At 64.3% G+C, this 16,165-nt stretch carries 12 protein-coding genes and 2 pseudogenes; 12 read left to right on the top strand and 2 right to left on the bottom strand.

Translation table 11 applies throughout. The annotated features are described in order from the left end of the window. Positions 1-49: 49 nt before the first annotated feature. The 6 genes from tssK (at position 50) to galU (PVE35_RS11795) (ending at position 10,484) form a co-directional block, all read left to right on the top strand. Complete coding sequence (tssK, locus tag PVE35_RS11820) at positions 50-1,375, top strand: type VI secretion system baseplate subunit TssK (RefSeq protein ID WP_277374737.1); 1,326 nt, start codon at positions 50-52, stop codon at positions 1,373-1,375. Between the two features lie 26 nt (positions 1,376-1,401). Beyond that, positions 1,402-2,172 carry a DotU/TssL family secretion system protein gene (locus PVE35_RS11815; protein ID WP_277374736.1) on the top strand — a complete coding sequence of 257 codons (771 nt, stop codon included), beginning with the start codon at positions 1,402-1,404 and terminating at the stop codon, positions 2,170-2,172. Continuing rightward, positions 2,169-5,981, top strand: coding sequence for a type VI secretion protein IcmF/TssM N-terminal domain-containing protein (locus PVE35_RS11810; protein WP_277374735.1), 3,813 nt, complete (start codon positions 2,169-2,171; stop codon positions 5,979-5,981). Before PVE35_RS11815 ends, PVE35_RS11810 begins: the two co-directional genes overlap by 4 nt. Continuing rightward, a complete protein-coding gene (gene tssA / locus PVE35_RS11805) occupies positions 5,978-7,039 on the top strand; it encodes a type VI secretion system protein TssA (protein WP_277374734.1) in 1,062 nt (353 codons plus the stop codon). The genes PVE35_RS11810 and tssA overlap by 4 nt, the downstream gene beginning before the upstream one ends. Positions 7,040-8,174: 1,135 nt before the next feature. Continuing rightward, positions 8,175-9,536, top strand: coding sequence for a UDP-glucose/GDP-mannose dehydrogenase family protein (locus tag PVE35_RS11800; RefSeq protein ID WP_268183965.1), 1,362 nt, complete (start codon positions 8,175-8,177; stop codon positions 9,534-9,536). A gap of 108 nt (positions 9,537-9,644) precedes the next feature. Further along, a complete protein-coding gene (gene galU, locus PVE35_RS11795; protein WP_268183966.1) occupies positions 9,645-10,484 on the top strand; it encodes a UTP--glucose-1-phosphate uridylyltransferase GalU in 840 nt (279 codons plus the stop codon). A gap of 48 nt (positions 10,485-10,532) precedes the next feature. On the opposite strand, the gene PVE35_RS11790 is transcribed toward galU (PVE35_RS11795), so the two are convergent. Further along, entirely contained in the window at positions 10,533-10,955 is a 423-nt protein-coding gene (locus tag PVE35_RS11790; RefSeq protein WP_268183968.1) for a VOC family protein, read from the bottom strand. An 80-nt stretch (positions 10,956-11,035) separates the two neighbouring features. Between PVE35_RS11790 and gorA the strand changes: the two genes are divergently transcribed. Together gorA and PVE35_RS11780 are read left to right on the top strand one after the other, a co-directional pair. Further along, on the top strand, positions 11,036-12,391 hold the full coding sequence (gorA, locus tag PVE35_RS11785) for a glutathione-disulfide reductase (RefSeq protein ID WP_277374733.1): 1,356 nt from the start codon (positions 11,036-11,038) through the stop codon (positions 12,389-12,391). 9 nt (positions 12,392-12,400) lie between these two features. Beyond that, complete coding sequence (locus tag PVE35_RS11780) at positions 12,401-13,024, top strand: trimeric intracellular cation channel family protein (RefSeq protein ID WP_268183972.1); 624 nt, start codon at positions 12,401-12,403, stop codon at positions 13,022-13,024. A gap of 15 nt (positions 13,025-13,039) precedes the next feature. Here the strand turns inward: PVE35_RS11780 and PVE35_RS11775 are convergent. Continuing rightward, a pseudogene (locus PVE35_RS11775) lies at positions 13,040-13,528 on the bottom strand (hypothetical protein); the annotation flags it as partial. Positions 13,529-13,776: 248 nt separating this feature from the next. On the opposite strand from PVE35_RS11775, the gene PVE35_RS11770 reads away from it, so the two are divergent. The 4 genes and pseudogenes from PVE35_RS11770 to galU (PVE35_RS11755) all read left to right on the top strand — a co-directional run bounded on the left by PVE35_RS11770 (position 13,777) and on the right by galU (PVE35_RS11755) (position 16,161). Beyond that, positions 13,777-14,268, top strand: coding sequence for a hypothetical protein (locus PVE35_RS11770; protein ID WP_277374732.1), 492 nt, complete (start codon positions 13,777-13,779; stop codon positions 14,266-14,268). Between the two features lie 10 nt (positions 14,269-14,278). Then, entirely contained in the window at positions 14,279-14,722 is a 444-nt protein-coding gene (locus PVE35_RS11765) for a YetF domain-containing protein (RefSeq protein ID WP_268183974.1), read from the top strand. A gap of 137 nt (positions 14,723-14,859) precedes the next feature. After that, positions 14,860-15,015 (top strand): annotated as a pseudogene (locus PVE35_RS11760) (general stress protein); the annotation flags it as partial. A 282-nt stretch (positions 15,016-15,297) separates the two neighbouring features. Further along, positions 15,298-16,161: a UTP--glucose-1-phosphate uridylyltransferase GalU gene (gene galU / locus PVE35_RS11755; protein WP_268183975.1), complete on the top strand. Its 864-nt coding sequence runs from the start codon at positions 15,298-15,300 to the stop codon at positions 16,159-16,161. The last annotated feature ends 4 nt before the right edge of the window (positions 16,162-16,165 follow it).

Genomic DNA, 16,165 nt, shown 5'->3' with positions numbered 1-16,165 from the left:
TTAGAACACCTGCAATGCCAGACCAACAGCGGATGTCGAGGGGAGCGGTATGAAGGTTTTGCCGGACGCAGTCTGCTGGCACGAGGGCATGCAGTTGCTGCCGCAACACTTCCAGTTGCAGGCGCTACGCGCCGAGGTGTTGGCGGCTCATTTCGCCCAGGCGGGCAACCCCTGGTTCTGGGGCGTGAGCCAACTGGAGATCGACCCTGCCGCGCTCAGCGCAGGCCTGGTACGCATCCAGGCCCTGGAAGCCATATTGCCCGATGGCCTGCCGGTGAGCCTGCAGCCTGGCAGTGGCACGACCCTCGAACTGGATGTCGGCCCTGCCGCAGCAGCAGCGGCCAATGCCCAGGTGACCCTCTACCTGGCGGTCAATCCGCTCGGCCGCAGCGGCCAGGTGTTGCCGCTACAGGGGCGCCTGCAATCGGTGGTAGGCGATGCGGTGCCGGATCTGGCCAGTGGCGAATACCCTGAGCCCATACTGGTCTGGCGGCCGCACCTGCGCCTGGTGACCGAGAGCGAACGGGTCGATTCGGTCTGCCTGCCGCTGTTGCGCGTGGCCAAGGAAGCCGGTGGTTTCGTCCGCCAGCCATATGCCCCACCTGCGCCTCAGGTGCTGCCGCAATCCCTGCTTGGGCAGGCGGTCGCGGAGCTATGCGCCCGTGGCCGTGAAAAGTGCCAGTTTCTCGCCGGCCGTTTGCGCCAGGCCGAACAGGCTGGTAACGCCGATGACATCGAGGAGCTGCGGCGGCAACTGGCCGCGCTCTGGGCGCGGCTGCCCGAGGTGGAGGCCGCGCTGAATTCGCGCGTGGCCAGCCCGCAGACGCTGCATGGCTTGCTCGCCGGCATGGCCGGCACCTGGTGTGCGCTCGACGCGGCCAGCGGCGTTCCTCCCTTCGCCCCCCTGGATTACCTGGAACTCAAGCGCGGTTTCGACGAGGTCATCCAGTGGCTGCATCAGGCACTGGACAAGGTGCGGGTGGGCTATCGCTGCCTACCGTTCGAGGCCATCGCCCAAGGTTTCGCCATTCGCTTGCCCGATACCCAGGCGCGTCGGCAGCGTCTGGTGGTCGGTCTGCGCATGCCGGCCGGTACCGGGCAGCAGGACGCGCAGGACTGGTTGAGCCATGCCGTTATCGCTTCCGAACCCCATGTCACCACCCTCAGCCGGCAACGCATGAACGGCCTGGCTCATCAGCCGATGAGCCGCAGCGAGCAAGTGGCCTATGGCCTGGGTGACGACACCCACCTGTTCGTGATCCAGGCGGCCGGCGAGTGGTTCGACCCCGAATTGCCGCTGTGCCTGGTGGGCTCCGCTCAGGCCGTGCAAGTCAGCCCCTGGCAGGTGGTGCTGTTCACCACCAACCCCGATTGAGTCTCTCCCCAGCCAAGGATGCGTAGATGTCTGCCAGGCCTATCAAGCTGTATTCCCCCACATTCGGTGACGCGCCGTTGAGCCTGGCCTTCCGCCAGGCCTGGCTGGCCTGGTGCGACGCCCGGGAGGCCTTGACGGAAAGCACCCTGGGCGACGGCCAGTTGGTCGAGCGTATGGCGGAACTCGCAACGCGTACGGTGCGCCACCTGTGGCGCGATGCCTTCGCCAGCGTTGGCGCCTCTTCGCCGGATCAGGTCAAGGCCATGGTCTATGCCTTCGTCGCCTTGCTCGACGAACGCTTGCTGTTCGACGATTGGCAAGGCCGCATCGCCTGGCAGGCGCGCCCGCTGGAGGCCCGCCTGTATGGATCGCGCAGCGCCGGGGAGCGCGTGCCGAGGGCCATCGATCGACTGCTCAAGCTGCGTGCCCCGGCCACCCGTGACCTGGCCAACGTCTACCTGCAATGCCTGATGCTGGGATTCTATGGCGCCTTGCGCAGCGAGCGCGGGCGGGCCACCCATGCACGCTGGCTGCAGGCGCTGTTCACCTTCGCCTGGCAACGCGAGCCGAACATGAGTGGCGTCAGTGCCAGCCTGGCGCGGCCGACGCGCACGCCGCCGCTGCGCCTGCCGTTACGGCGCGCACTGCCGGATGGGCTGCGCCTGACCTTGGCCATCGCCGGCATGGCACTGCTGCTGACCGCCGTCGGGCATCTGATGTGGCGTGACATCCGTGCGGAACTGGAACCGGCGCTGTACTTGTTCAATGAGCAACAGGCCGAGAGCAGCACGCAATGAGTACCTTGACCATCGTGCTGTACGTACTCGGCGCCTTGCTCCTGCTGGCGCTTCTGGTCGTGGCGTTCTGGTGGTTGCGCACGCAATCGGGCACGGCCATCCGCAGCTTCTATGCCGCGGTGCGCAAGATGGAGCACGATCAGGGCATCGAGTCGCGCTACCAGACGCCCTGGCTGATGCTGCTGGGTGACCCCCGTGAGGGCAGCCAGCTCTGTGCCGATTGGCAGTTGACCCCGGTCGGGCGCGCGTCCTGGTTCGGCCGCTGGTGGGCCGACCCGGACGGCGCCGTGCTGGTGGTGCCGCAGGCCTTGTTCCTGCCGCAGGACAACGGCACGGCACCGACCTTCGTCTGGCGCAGGCTGCTGGGCATCCTGCAGCGCCTGCGTGGCCAGCGTCCGCTGGATGGCATCGTCTGGGTGATCCCGCTGGCGCAACTGCAGAACGAGGAGCTGCGTGCGGCGGACGTGCTGGTGATGCGCCGGCGCTTCGCCGAACTGCTGCAACGCCTGGGCCTGAGCCTGCCGGTGCACGTGCTGATCAGTGGTCTTGAGGCGCTGCCCGGTTTTCAGGAACTGCTGGCCGTGCTGCCGGAGGAAAGCCGTGAGCAGACGCTGGGCTGGTCATCGCCTTACAGCCTTGACGCCAGTTGGCAGAGCTACTGGCTCGACGATGCAGGCGACCAACTGATCCAGGCCGTGCAGGCCGCCATCATGGAAGCGGCCGCTCTGAAGGGTGAAGTGGCCGAGGAGCTGTACCGCCTACCGGATCAACTGGCGGCGCTCAAGGACGATCTGCGCCTGTTGCTGGAGCCGGTTTTCCAGGGCAATGCCCAGGGCGAGGCGCCGCGTCTGCGAGGTATCTACCTCACCGCTGCCCAGGCCAGCGCTGCACAGGACGATGCCTTGAGCAGCGATGAACGCGCGCCAGCGCAGGGGGTATTCACCCAGCAGCTTTGGCAGCGCCGCCTGCTGGCCGAGCAGGGGCTCGCCCAGGCTGTGCCACGCATCCTCAACCTGCGCCGACGCTGGCAGAAGACGGTAGCCGGCATTGCCGGCGTCATCGGGCTTTGCTGGGCCGTGGCGATGCTCTGGATCTGGCAGCAAGGCGTGACCGATGCGCGCGTGCTGAGCCGCCTGCTGCAGGAAACCCATGGCAACCATCAGAGCATGAGCCAGACCTCGCCGGAGCGTAACCAGGCCTATGCACGGCAGAACGTCCAGGGGTTCTGGAACCTGCTGCAGCAGGCGCCACGCTGGCATTACGCGTCCCTGGTCTACCCCACGTCCTGGGGCACGGCACTGGACGATCAGCTCGATCTGCTGCTGAGGAACATGGCGCAGCGGTCGGTGGTTGCGCCGTTGCGGCAACTGCAGTTCGATGAACTGGCCAGGCTCCAGGCCATCCGTATCAGCGAACGTCGTACCGACGTGCAGGGAGCGGTACCCGATCAATGGCCGAGTTACGTCAAGGCACGTAGCCTGGCCGAGGGCGTGATCAACCTGGAACGGCAGAACAAGCTGCTCAGGGAACTGCTGTCAGGCCAGCAGGGCGTGGTGGAGCCGATGGCGCAACTGGGCAACGACGCGCTGGGGCTGAACCTGGATCCCACCAGCCTGAACAAGCGCGCCTTCTATGACAGAACCCTGCGCGGCCTGGGCGTGCCGCGCCTGGCGCCCCCCGATCTGGAGGCCCAGCGCAAGGCACTGGCCAACCAGTTCCAGACGCTGATGAGGTTCTGGCTCACCCAGTATTTTCTTGCCGACAACTTCGTGCGGCCCGCCGGCTACCTCAAACGCTACCTGAACGACATGGAGTACGGTCGCGATGTGTCCTTGCAGCGCCTCGAGGAAATCAATGCCTACATCGGTCACCTCGAGGATCTGATCATCCTCACCAACTCCGCCTGGAGTCACGGCAGCAACGAGGATCTGACGCCGGGCTACCGCGACCTCATGAACAGCGTGCAGCAAAGCAGCGTATTCGGCCCGGCCGTGGTCAGTGCCCTGGACGACGAGGCCAAGCAGCTACGCCAGGATTTCCAGACGCAATGGATAGCCGGCTCCGCCAGCCAGGGCAGCCTGCTGCAACGCCAGGCGGGTGGCAGCCTGATGCTGCAGGAGCCGATCAGCAAGCTGTCGCGCAGCATCGATGACCTGCTCAAGCGTGACTTCGCCGTCGTCGCCCTGCGCGACCCCGATGCGCTGCTCAGGCCGCGTGCGCCGAGCCTGCCCAGCGAGCAACGCATGGCCCAGGCCCTGGCCTATCAGCAAAGCTATCGCGACTACGTGGATCAGGAGCTGCCGCAGATCGCCCCCGACTATCGCACCGGCATGCTCAAGGTGGCCGGCGACACGGTGGCGCTGGCCATGTGGTCGGCGCTCTATCCTTCGGCGCGCCCCTCTGCCACGAGCACGGCGTACAGCAGCGCTTTCGGCGAGCAGGCCAGCCAGGTGATCCAGGGGTTCAAGGAACTGGGGCGTGGCGACCTGGCCGGTACGCTGCAAACGCAACTGACCTTGCAGGCCATGGCCAATGTCGACAAGGCGCTGGAGGTTATCGATGCGCTGGCGTTGTTCACCCAGCGCTACGATATTGCCGACTGGAATGGCGACCCCAACCTCGGGCTGCTGCTCTATCGCTCCAGTGACGTGCAGGATCTCAAGACCTTCCTGGCCGGTCAGTTCACCACGGTCAGCGCCAGCAGTGAGGCCGTCCTGCCCGAACTGAACTGGCTGCGTGCCCAGCCTGATCTGCCTCTGACCATGCAGAGCAAGGTGGCCCGGCTCAGCTCGATGCATGATGAAGTGCTCAAGTACAAGGCGCAGAACCCCACCAGCGCACCGGCGCTGTTCGAGCAACTGGTCACCCGCGACCTGGTGGAGATGAACCTGGCCAACTGCGCCCAGGTGTTGACCACCGCCACCTTGCCCCAGGGCGCTGGTGACCTGGCGCAATACACCCGCTCCTTGAGCGATCAGGCCTACCGTCGTTGCCATCAGCTGCAGGTGCAGGATGCCGCCGAAGCCTGGCGGGCGCTGGCGGATTATTTCAATCAGTACCTGGCCGGGCGTTTTCCCTTCTCCTACAACCTCGACAGCGCCGACGCCGACCCGGCGCGGGTACGGCATCTGTTGGAGCTGATCGACACCCACCTGCAAACGGCCGAGAAGGGCCTGAGCCTGGCCAGCCCGGGTAACCGCCTGGCTGCCGAAGACTTCCTGACGCGGCTGAAACAGGCCCGCGTCTGGTTGGGCCCCTTGCTGATACGCGACCAGGCCGGCGTGCTGGGCATCGAGCTGGACGTACGCTGGCGCACGGATCGGGAGCAGGAACAGGGTGCCGATCAGGTGATCATCTGGTCGTTGCACAGTGGTAACCAGCAGATCACTCACCCAGGGGAGGCCGGGCAGCGCCTGCGCTGGAACCTGGGCGAGCCGCTGCAACTGGTGCTGCGCTGGGCGCGTGGCAGCCAGCAGCGCCCGGTCAGCGACCCCATGCAGCCGAGCATGGCCGTCAACGAGCTGGAGGCCGGCTGGGAGTATCGCGGCCCCTGGGCCTTGCTGCGCCTGCTGCGTACCCATGTCATGCCGCCACTGCTGCCCAACGTGGACTACACCGACTTCCCCCTGACCCTGCAGGTGCCGGTGCATGGGCCCTGGGACGCCACGCCGCAGGCGCAGATGTTCATGCGCGTGTCCATGCTCAGCCAGGGCAGCAAGCTGCCGCTGGCCATTCCCCCTCTGCCGGTGAGCGCGCCCGGCATGCCATTTGGCGAGCCCGTCATGGCCAACAACGAGCCGTTGCAATGACCACCATCGATATCACTCAATTGCTGGAGCCGATCCCCGGTGACGCCCCCTGCGGGCCCAGCCTGCGCCACGACCCAGCCTGGGATCGCCTGAAAGAGCTACGCCGCGAAGACGATGCCAGTCTGCCCGCGGGCGTCTGGCAGGCTGAGCTCAAACGGGGTGACTGGGCGGCGCTGGAACATCTGGCCGGCGAGCTACTGCGCGAGCGCAGCAAGGATCTGATGATCGCGGCCTGGCTGGGGGAAGCCTGGCTGCATCGCTATGGCCTGCATGGCATCGCATCGGCACTGCAGCTTCTCGTCGAGTTGTGCGAGCGCTACCCCGATGAGCTGCACCCGCAGGCGGAGGAGGGCGATCGCTCCTGGCGCGTGCCCCCGCTGGAATGGATGGTGCGCCGTTACAGCCAGCTACTTCTGACCCAGGTGGCGGTGTTCGGTGGGGACAACGAGGAGGTGGCGCAGCTCACCCTGCACCAGTGGAAGTATCTGCAGGCGCGTCAGGTTCAGGCCAGCGACAGCAAGCAGGACAAGGTCGCGGCGGAAAGCGCCAGGCTGGAACAGCGCAAGTACCTGGAGGCCATACGCCAGCTACCCGGCGAGCCGTTGCGCGACAGGTTGCAGGTGCTTGATGACGGGCTCGTCGCACTGCAACGTTTCGAGGCCTGGAGCGATGCCTGGCTCGCCGAGCAGGCGCCCAGCTTCGCGCCCTTGCGTCAGGTGCTAGAAGACATTCGTCATCTCGTGCAGGAGTTCGCCCCGATGAGCAGCGATACACCGACCATCTCGCCCGTGCCGGTCGAGGCCGCCCCGGCTGGCGCACCGCCGCAGGCCGCAGCACCGTTACTCGGCGCCGTGCCGGGCAGCCGCGAGGAGGCCTACCGGCAATTGAGCCTGATCGCCGACTATCTGGCCCGCAGCGAACCGCACAGCCCGGTGCCCTATGTCATCCGCCGGGTGGTGGAGTGGGGCCAGCAACCCTTGAGCGAGCTGCTGGAGGAACTGCTTAGTAGCGATGCGGAATCGCGGCGTGTTTGGAAGTTGCTGGGGGTGTTGAAGTAAGGCGCCGTCAGCGGCGCCATGCTGTTCGTTGACACCGGACTGGCAAGGTTTTGTGTTGTTTGGTGTTCTGGACGCCGCTACGGTGTGTTCAGATAGTCCGGGTTTCGCCCCCTCGGGCGACTCACTTTTCTTTGAAATCGGAATGCCGCCCAGCGCAAAGAAAAGTAAGCAAAAGAAACGCACCCCCGCCATCCGGAACTAGGCGTCCCCGTCATGCTTCGCTCGACTTCCCTCACTCCGGCATCGCTCCGGGGTCGGCTTGCAAGGGCCATCCATGGCCCTTCAAGCGGGGCCGCCATCGGTATCTCGCGGCATCTATGCCGCTCGCCCCCTGCGCAATGCCTACATTCGGCCTCCTGAAGGGGGAGTTAGCGCGCCGGAACGTACATTGGTTCCGGGCATGCCCGGCGTGTTCTGGTAGCTGTGAAGTCGTGACTGGGTCGTCGAGTTAAACCAAAACTTTCATTCGCGTAGTTTCAGCTTGCCGGCCTGCAGCCGGGTCAGCTCTACGACTGACCTCATGTTCAAGCACTGCGCACTACTTCTGGGTTACCGCAGGTTCAGGCGCGTGCAGAGCCCGCTCAGGAGGGTGAGCGGAATCGTCGTGGAAGAGGTTGAGCGACATGGATGTCGCGACGACTGCATGGATGCAGGAGGTAGAGCGACGCAGGATGCCAAAGCCGAGAGCCACGATGGCCGGGGCCGCCTAGGTAGGGATGGCCCACCGTCGGTGGGCCGCATCCGGTCGGGCCTCCGGAGCGGCGATGGAGCGAACGAACCCTGGCGCAGCCAGGGCCGGATGATCGGGCGGAGGGTTTGGTTACTTTTGTCGGGCCGGCCATCCGGGGCAAAAGTGACTCGCCCGGGAGGGCGAAACCAAAAACATCAACAAGAACGCGGCAATCCGGAACAGACTCCCGGACAACCAGCAATCCAACACACAACCTTGCCAGTCCGGTAGCAAACAAACAGCCCCCTAAAAACCGATGCCAATACCTGGCATCAGGTTTTAACGAAAACCCCTGGCCGCAAATGCTTGAGCGAACGGCATCGCTGTCATACGGCATTCACCTAATCGCCATATCCCTGCCACCGCGTTTCGTTGCAATCACAGCGAAAACGGGGAGGAATGCTCATGCGAATCTGTGTGATCGGTGCAGGATATGTCGGTTTGGTCAGCGCGGCCTGCTTCGCTGAAATGGGCAATCGGGTGGTGTGCGTGGAGCGTGATCCGCTGCGGGTGGCACGTCTGAGCAAGGGCGAGGTGCCCATCTACGAACCCGGGCTCGAACCCATTCTCAAGGCGCAGACCAATAGTGGTCAGCTGAGTTTCACCACGCAACTGGCCGCCGGCATTCGCCAGGCGGAGATCATCTTCATCGCAGTCGGCACGCCCAGTGGCGAAGACGGTTCCGCCGACCTCAGCCATGTGCTCGCCGTGGCCGACGAGCTGGGCGAGCAGCTCGAGCACCCTTGCCTGGTGGTAGACAAGTCCACCGTGCCGGTCGGCACCGGCGAGCAGGTGGCGCGGCGCATCAACGCCGGCTTGGCCAGGCGGCAGCAGTGCGCGCGGGTGGTAGTGGCGAGCAACCCGGAGTTTCTCAAGGAAGGCTCGGCGGTCGAGGACTTCATGCGCCCTGACCGGGTCATCGTCGGCTGCGACGAAGAACGCGGCCGGGAAGTGTTACGCCGCCTTTACTCGCCGTTCCTGCGCAACCATGATCGCCTGCTGTGCATGAGCCTGCGCGCTGCGGAGTTCAGCAAGTACGCGGCCAACGCCTTTCTCGCCACCAAGATCTCCTTCATCAACGAAATGGCCGGCATCTGCGCGCGCCTGGGGGTGGACATCGAAGACGTGCGCCGTGGCATCGGCAGCGACAAGCGTATCGGCACCCACTTCATCTATGCCGGCTGCGGTTATGGTGGCTCGTGCTTTCCCAAGGACGTGCGCGCGTTGATCCGCACCGCCGAGCATGAGGGCATTGAACCTGGCATTCTGCGCGCGGTCGAAGCCCGCAATGCGTTGCAGAAAACGCTGTTGTTTCAGGCTATTCGCGAACATTTCAACGGCCACTTGCAAGGCCGTGTCGTGGCGCTGTGGGGGTTGTCGTTCAAACCGGGTACCGATGATCTGCGTGAAGCGCCGAGCCTGGTGCTGCTCGATGCTCTGCTCAATGCCGGGGCACGGGTGCAGGCTTGCGATCCTGCAGCCCTGGCCGGTGTGGCTCGGCGTTATGCGCAGGCCATCGAGAGCGGCCAACTGGCGCTGAGCGAGTCGCCTTACGTGGCCTGCCAGGGCGCAGATGCCCTGGTGCTGGTCACCGAGTGGAAGCAGTATCGCCAGCCTGACTTCGCTCGTATTCGCGGGGCCATGCGCATGCCGGTGCTGTTCGACGGGCGTAACATCTACGACTCGACGCAACTGGTGGAACAGGGTTTTCTGTACCGCGGTATCGGTAGGCCAGCAGCCGGGAGTTGTAAGGCTAGCGCGGCTTGATAGACTAAGGGCCGTTCACGATCCAGGATCCAGGCCCGCCGTTGCGGGCCCGATCATTCGTGAGCAAGGTCTACAGCGCGCAATCCACTCATCCCCATTGGGAGTCCCATGATCAAGAAATGCCTGTTCCCCGCTGCCGGTTACGGCACCCGCTTCCTGCCTGCGACCAAGGCAATGCCCAAGGAAATGTTGCCGGTGGTGAACAAGCCACTGATCCAGTACGGGGTTGAAGAGGCGCTCGAGGCCGGTCTCGACCAGATCTCCATCGTCACCGGGCGCGGCAAACGCGCGCTGGAAGACCATTTCGACGTGAGCTACGAACTGGAGCACCAGATCAAGGGCACCGACAAGGAGAAGTACCTGGTCGGCATCCGTCGTCTGATCGACGAGTGCAGCTTCTCCTACACCCGTCAGGTCGAGATGAAGGGCCTGGGCCACGCCATCCTCTGTGGCCAGCCGCTGATCGGTGACGAGCCGTTCGCCGTGGTACTGGCCGATGACCTGTGCCTGAACCTCGAAGGTGACAGCGTGCTGGCGCAGATGGTCAAGCTGTACAACCAGTTCCGTTGCTCCATCGTCGCGATTCAGGAAGTACCCAAGGACGAAACCTACAAGTACGGCGTGATCGACGGCGAGATGATCCGCGACGATATCTACCGCGTCAGCAACATGGTGGAAAAACCCAAGCCCGAAGACGCGCCGTCGAACCTGGCGATCATCGGCCGCTATATTCTCACCCCGGATATCTTCGACCTGATTCGCAGCACCCCGCCGGGCAAGGGTGGCGAAATCCAGATCACCGACGCCCTGATGCGCCAGGCCCAGCAAGGCTGCGTGATGGCGTATAAATTCAAGGGCCAGCGTTTCGATTGCGGTAGCGCCGAAGGTTACATCGACGCCACCAACTTCTGCTTCGAGCACCTGTACAAGACCGGCAAGGCGTTCTGATACGCCCTCAGGTCGACGAAACGCCACCCTCGGGTGGCGTTTTGCATTTCAGGGGATGGGCATCTCTTCGGAGCCAGGCCCTAATGGCTGGCCGTAGCTGAACTCCACGTAATTGCCGGCCGGGTCGCGCAGGCCGCAGTAATAGCCGACCGGGTAGGGCTCCTCGCGCGGCGGCCAGATCAGGCAACCCTGTTCCTCGGCCATCGCCGCGACACGGTCGACCTCGGCGCGGCTGGCCAGGGCGAAGCCGAAATGGCTGTAGTCATCCTCCGCCAGGTTGCGCTGCTGACCACCGGGAATGATGACGATGATGAACTGGTGTTCCTTGCCGGGCTCGGCCAGCCAGACGATGCGCTGGCTGTCACCGGGGCGCTGGTGGACGACCTGCATGCCGCAGAAGCGCTGATAGAAGGCTATGCAGGCATCCAGATCCGGAACGTGCAGGGCAAGGTGGGTCAGGGTAGGGCGCATCACTGTTCTCCTCCCGTGGCTATGACAGCCCCTGGCGTGGGGCTTTGCGGTATGCTCCTGGTCTGCCAAGGAGATACCTCATGAGTTACGACTTCGACCTTTTCGTGATCGGCGCCGGTTCCGGCGGTGTGCGTGCCGCGCGCTTCGCGGCGGGCTATGGTGCGCGTGTCGCGGTCGCCGAAAGCCGCTACCTGGGCGGCACCTGCGTCAACGTCGGCTGCGTGCCGAAGAAACTGCTGGTCTACGGCGCGCATTACGCCGAGGACATCGAGCAGGCCAGTGCCTTCGGCTGGTCGCTGGGCGAAGCGAACTTCGACTGGACGACCCTGATCAGCAACAAGAACCATGAAATCCAGCGCCTCAATGGCATCTATCGCAATCTGTTGACCAACAGCGGCGTGACTTTGTTCGAGGGCCATGCGCGAATCGTCGACGCCCACACCGTCGAGGTCAATGGCCAGCGGCACCGTTGCGAGCGCATTCTCATCGCCACCGGCGGCTGGCCGCAGATCCCCGATATTCCCGGCCGCGAGCTGGCCATCAGCTCCAACGAGGCCTTCTTCCTGCCCAGCTTGCCCAAGCGGGTGCTGGTGGTCGGCGGCGGTTACATCGCCGTGGAATTCGCCTCGATCTTCAACGGCCTGGGCGCGCAGACCAGCCTGCTCTATCGCGGTGACCTGTTCCTGCGTGGCTTTGACGGCGCCGTGCGCGAGCACCTGCGCGACGAGCTGAGCAAGAAGGGCGTCGACCTGCAGTTCAACGCCGACATCGCCCGTATCGAGCGCCAGGCTGACGGCTCGCTCGCGGCCACCCTCAAGGATGGCCGCGTGCTGCTCGCCGATTGCGTGTTCTACGCCACCGGGCGGCGGCCGATGCTCGACAACCTGGGCCTGGAGAACGTCGAGGTCAAGCTCGACGAGCGCGGTTTCATCGAGGTGGACGACCTTTACCAGAGCAGCACGCCGTCGATCCTGGCCATCGGCGATGTGATCGGCCGCGTGCAACTGACGCCCGTGGCCCTGGCCGAAGGCATGGCAGTGGCGCGGCGGCTGTTCAAACCCGAGGAGTATCGCCCGGTGGACTACCAGATGATCCCCACGGCGGTGTTCAGCCTGCCGAACATCGGCACCGTGGGCCTGAGCGAGGAACAGGCGATCGAAGCCGGGCACAAGGTGAAGATCTTCGAGAGCCGCTTCCGGCCGATGAAGCTGACCTTGACCGAGTGCCAGGAGCGCATCCTGATGAAGCTGGTGGTGGATGCCGACAGCGATCGAGTGCTGGGCTGCCACATGGTCGGCCCGGAGGCCGGCGAGATCATCCAGGGCCTGGCCATCGCGCTGAAGGCCGGCGCCACCAAGCAGATCTTCGACGAGACCATCGGCGTGCACCCCAGCGCCGCCGAGGAATTCGTCACCTTGCGCACGGCGGTCAGGTAAGCATCCATCATGCAGCAACTGTTCTATTTCGCCGACCTGTTCGGCGTGGCCGTGTTCGCCATCACCGGCGCCCTGATGGCCGGGCGCAAAGCCATGGATCTGTTCGGGGTATTGGTCATGGCTATCGTCACGGCCCTGGGTGGCGGCACCCTGCGCGACCTGATCCTGGACAATCACCCGGTCAGCTGGATTCGCGACGACACCTACATCCTGGTGGCCTCACTGGCGGCGCTGGGTACCGTGGCCTGGGTGCGCATGACCCGGCCGATCCACGAGAAGGGCCTGCTGATCGCCGATGCCTTCGGCCTGGCCGTGTTCACCGTGTACGGTACCGAGCTGGCCTTGCAGAACGACACGCCGATCAGCACGGCGGTGATCATGGGGGTGATGACCGGCGTGGTCGGCGGGGTGATCCGCGACGTGCTGTGCAACGAGATACCGCTGATCTTCCAGAAGGAAATCTACGCCACGGCCTGCATCGCCGGTGCGCTGACCTTCATCGGCCTGCGCATGCTCGGCACCCCGCACTGGCTGGATACCGCTGCCGCCATGCTGGTGGTGCTGCTGGCGCGCCTGGCCGCTATCCATTGGCACCTGGCGCTGCCACGTTTCCATCTTCTCGATAAGCCCTGAGGACTGATCCGGCTGCAGTTGCAGCCAGAGCGTGAAGGCGCCCACACCGGCCCAGAACACGATGAACAGCCAGGGTGAGCGCAAGGAAAAGAGCAGCGACTTGTAGCCGCTATCCAGGCTCGACTCCTGCTCGCTGAACAGCGGGAAGTCATCGTAGGCATGGCCGAAGCCAGGGTCGCCGCGCAGCAGTTGTTCCTGCTTGTAATGCCAATGCCCGATGATCGCCGCCGACGCCTTGATGCCTGGCCAGGCATGCAGCGAACTGACCACCCCCAGCAGCGCCAGCAGGGTCGGGAAGACCAGGGTGAAGAGCTCGCCCCAGACGTCATTGCTGTTGGCCATCGAGGTGGCGTAGGCGATCACCAGGAAGGACTGCGCCGACAGATAGGCGTTGGTACGCCCGGCCAGCAGGCTGGTTTCGTACTGGATCTCCCGGCGATAGAAGTCGAGCCGCTCCCTGGGGCTGCCGAAGAGCAGCGTCAGCGATGGATCATCCGGTTTCATCCAAACCTCTGCAGGCGTCTTTGCGCCATCGGTGCCTGGTTCTGGCTATCCCGGGCAGGTGTCCGGCAGGTCTTGCGTTTCATCCCATCTCCTCGTGTGCAGCGTTTCGGTGTTCACCTGCGTTGCAGGTGCACCTGTAAAGGGACTGGCATGGTTGAACTAGGGTCGCCCAAACCGACGGACGGAAGCGTGATTCTTTCCTGACCTTTGCTGCGCCAAGCGGTCACAACAGGCAGGAGGAACTGCCCATGCACCAGTCCGAACGCAACAGCCGCCGTGTGCCGGTACGCGAAAACATGCCGCTGCAGATTCGTGGTTGGCAGATCGAGCGCGTGGGTTGGTATGGCCTGCTTCTGCTGGTTGCGCTGGCGTTGGCCGGTCTGTTCTCCAAGGGGCCGCTGAGCGATGCTCGTCTTGCCAGCCCCCGGGGTGAGCTGCAGGTGCACTATCAGCGCTTCATGCGCAACGGCGCTTCGTCATTGCTGCTGGTGAGGTTGCCGCGCGCGGCTGTCCTGGAGCTGGGCGGCGAGCTGCTGCAGGGCTTCTCCATCGAATCGATCCAGCCGCAGCCGGCCAGCAGCGTCAGCGACGGCCAGGGCGGGCTGACCCTGCACTTCGGCAAGGGCGCGGCCATCACCGAGGTCAGCATCCAGCTCAAGGCCGACGGTGTCGGCGCCTATCGTTCGCACCTGCAAGCGGCTGGCCAGCGGGTCGAGATCAGCCAGTTCATCTACCCCTGAGGAGACTCCCATGGATGCCGTGCTACGTGCGGGCGCCATCTATCTGGCGCTGCTGATCCTGTTCAAACTGGCTGGCCGGCGTTCGCTGGCGCAGCTTTCCACCTTCGACTTCGTGCTGCTGTTGATCATGGGCGAGGCGACCCAGCAGGCCCTGTTGGGCGAGGACTTTTCCGTTACCAACGCGGTGCTGGTGATTGTCACCCTGATCGTGTTGGATGTCGGCGCCTCGCTGCTCAAGCGCCGCAGCGAACGGCTGGCGCAGTTGCTCGACGGCACGCCGACCGTGGTGGTCGAGGATGGCGTGCCGCTGCAATGGCGCCTGGACAAAGCGCGCATGACGCTCGATGACGTCATGGAGTCGGCCCGCGAGAACGGGCTGGAGCGCCTGGAGCAGATTCGCTACGCGATCATCGAGCGTAACGGCAAGATCTCCATCATCCCGCAGGCAGACTGAGGCGCAGACAACCGCTCGTCCGCGGTGTCGCGGTACAGCGCAGAAAAAAGCTGAACATCCGCCGCAGGGGCTTTCTCCAAAACAGTGCAAGGGCATTGGTGCCCTGTCACTGAGGAGATACCGATATGACCACCAACAAGAACCCTGGCAACTTCGCCAACGACCGCGAGAAGGCCTCCGAGGCCGGCAAGAAAGGCGGACACAACAGCGGCGGCAACTTCGCCAATGACCGCGAGAAGGCTTCCGAGGCTGGCCGCAAAGGCGGGCAGAACAGCCACGGCGGTCGTAGTTGAGTCTTGCCACACCCCGAGGAGGCTCCTGGTGGGCCTCCTTCCTTCCAGCGATTCGCGCGACATTCGACAAGCGAGTCTGATGCCCTTCGCTGCATGCCGTGGGGCTGGCACGTATTCGGTTCGCCTTCAGCATTTCCTTCCATCTGAAGCTACCACCTGTTCCGCGGCACGGTGACGCCCGAGCAGGGCTATCACTGAGCGGGTGTGGACGAAAAATTCTTGAACCGGGGAGCGCTCAGATGAGTCCTTTCCTAGTACCCACCCTCAGAACATTGGTGCCCCATGATCAAGAAATGTCTGTTTCCCGCCGCTGGTTACGGTACCCGCTTCCTGCCTGCGACCAAGTCGATGCCCAAGGAAATGCTGCCGGTGGTGGATACGCCGCTGATCCAGTACGGCGTCGAGGAAGCACTGGAGGCCGGGCTCAACCAGATCGCCATCGTCACCGGCCGGGGCAAACGTTCACTGGAGGATCACTTCGACATCAGCTACGAGCTTGAGCACGAGATCTCCAACACCAGCAAGGAAAAATCCCTCAACGGCATTCGCCACCTGATCGATTCCTGCACCTTTTCCTACACCCGCCAGGTGGAGATGAAGGGCCTCGGCCACGCCATCCTCACCGGCCGCCCGCTGATCGGTGACGAGGCCTTCGCCGTGGTGCTGGCCGATGACCTGTGCCTGAACGTCGACGGCGATGGCGTGCTGACGCAGATGGTCAGGCTCTACGAGCAGTTCCGCTGTTCCATCGTCGCCATCCAGGAGGTGCCGATGGAGGAGGTGTCGCGCTACGGCGTGATCGCCGGCGAGGCGTTGCGCGAGGACATCTTCCGCATCGAGCGCATGGTGGAAAAACCCAAACCCGAGGATGCCCCGTCGAACCTGGCGATCATCGGTCGCTATATCCTCACCCCGGACATCTTCGACCTGATCGAGCAGACCGAGCCGGGCAAGAGCGGCGAGATCCAGATCACCGATGCCCTGATGAAACAGGCCGAACAGGGCTGCGTGCTGGCCTACAAGTTCAAGGGCCAGCGCTTCGACTGCGGTTCGGCCGAAGGCTACGTGCAGGCCACCAACTTCTGTTTCGAGCACCGTCACAAGACCCACCCGGCAGCCGTGAGCCCACGCTTGCAGGCTGTCTGAACCA

Source organism: Pseudomonas sp. AA-38, assembly GCF_029457475.1.
Lineage (GTDB): Bacteria > Pseudomonadota > Gammaproteobacteria > Pseudomonadales > Pseudomonadaceae > Aquipseudomonas.
The sequence above is the reverse complement of the archived record's forward strand: the minus strand, read 5'-3'. Positions and strand labels throughout refer to the sequence as shown.

Coding starts and splice junctions, on each gene's coding strand:
- tssK (WP_277374737.1), top strand. CDS start 50: ATGAAGGTTTTGCCGGACGCAGTCTGCTGGCACGAGGGCATGCAGTTG.
- PVE35_RS11815 (WP_277374736.1), top strand. CDS start 1,402: ATGTCTGCCAGGCCTATCAAGCTGTATTCCCCCACATTCGGTGACGCG.
- PVE35_RS11810 (WP_277374735.1), top strand. CDS start 2,169: ATGAGTACCTTGACCATCGTGCTGTACGTACTCGGCGCCTTGCTCCTG.
- tssA (WP_277374734.1), top strand. CDS start 5,978: ATGACCACCATCGATATCACTCAATTGCTGGAGCCGATCCCCGGTGAC.
- PVE35_RS11800 (WP_268183965.1), top strand. CDS start 8,175: ATGCGAATCTGTGTGATCGGTGCAGGATATGTCGGTTTGGTCAGCGCG.
- galU (WP_268183966.1), top strand. CDS start 9,645: ATGATCAAGAAATGCCTGTTCCCCGCTGCCGGTTACGGCACCCGCTTC.
- PVE35_RS11790 (WP_268183968.1), bottom strand. CDS start 10,955: ATGCGCCCTACCCTGACCCACCTTGCCCTGCACGTTCCGGATCTGGAT.
- gorA (WP_277374733.1), top strand. CDS start 11,036: ATGAGTTACGACTTCGACCTTTTCGTGATCGGCGCCGGTTCCGGCGGT.
- PVE35_RS11780 (WP_268183972.1), top strand. CDS start 12,401: ATGCAGCAACTGTTCTATTTCGCCGACCTGTTCGGCGTGGCCGTGTTC.
- PVE35_RS11770 (WP_277374732.1), top strand. CDS start 13,777: ATGCACCAGTCCGAACGCAACAGCCGCCGTGTGCCGGTACGCGAAAAC.
- PVE35_RS11765 (WP_268183974.1), top strand. CDS start 14,279: ATGGATGCCGTGCTACGTGCGGGCGCCATCTATCTGGCGCTGCTGATC.
- galU (WP_268183975.1), top strand. CDS start 15,298: ATGATCAAGAAATGTCTGTTTCCCGCCGCTGGTTACGGTACCCGCTTC.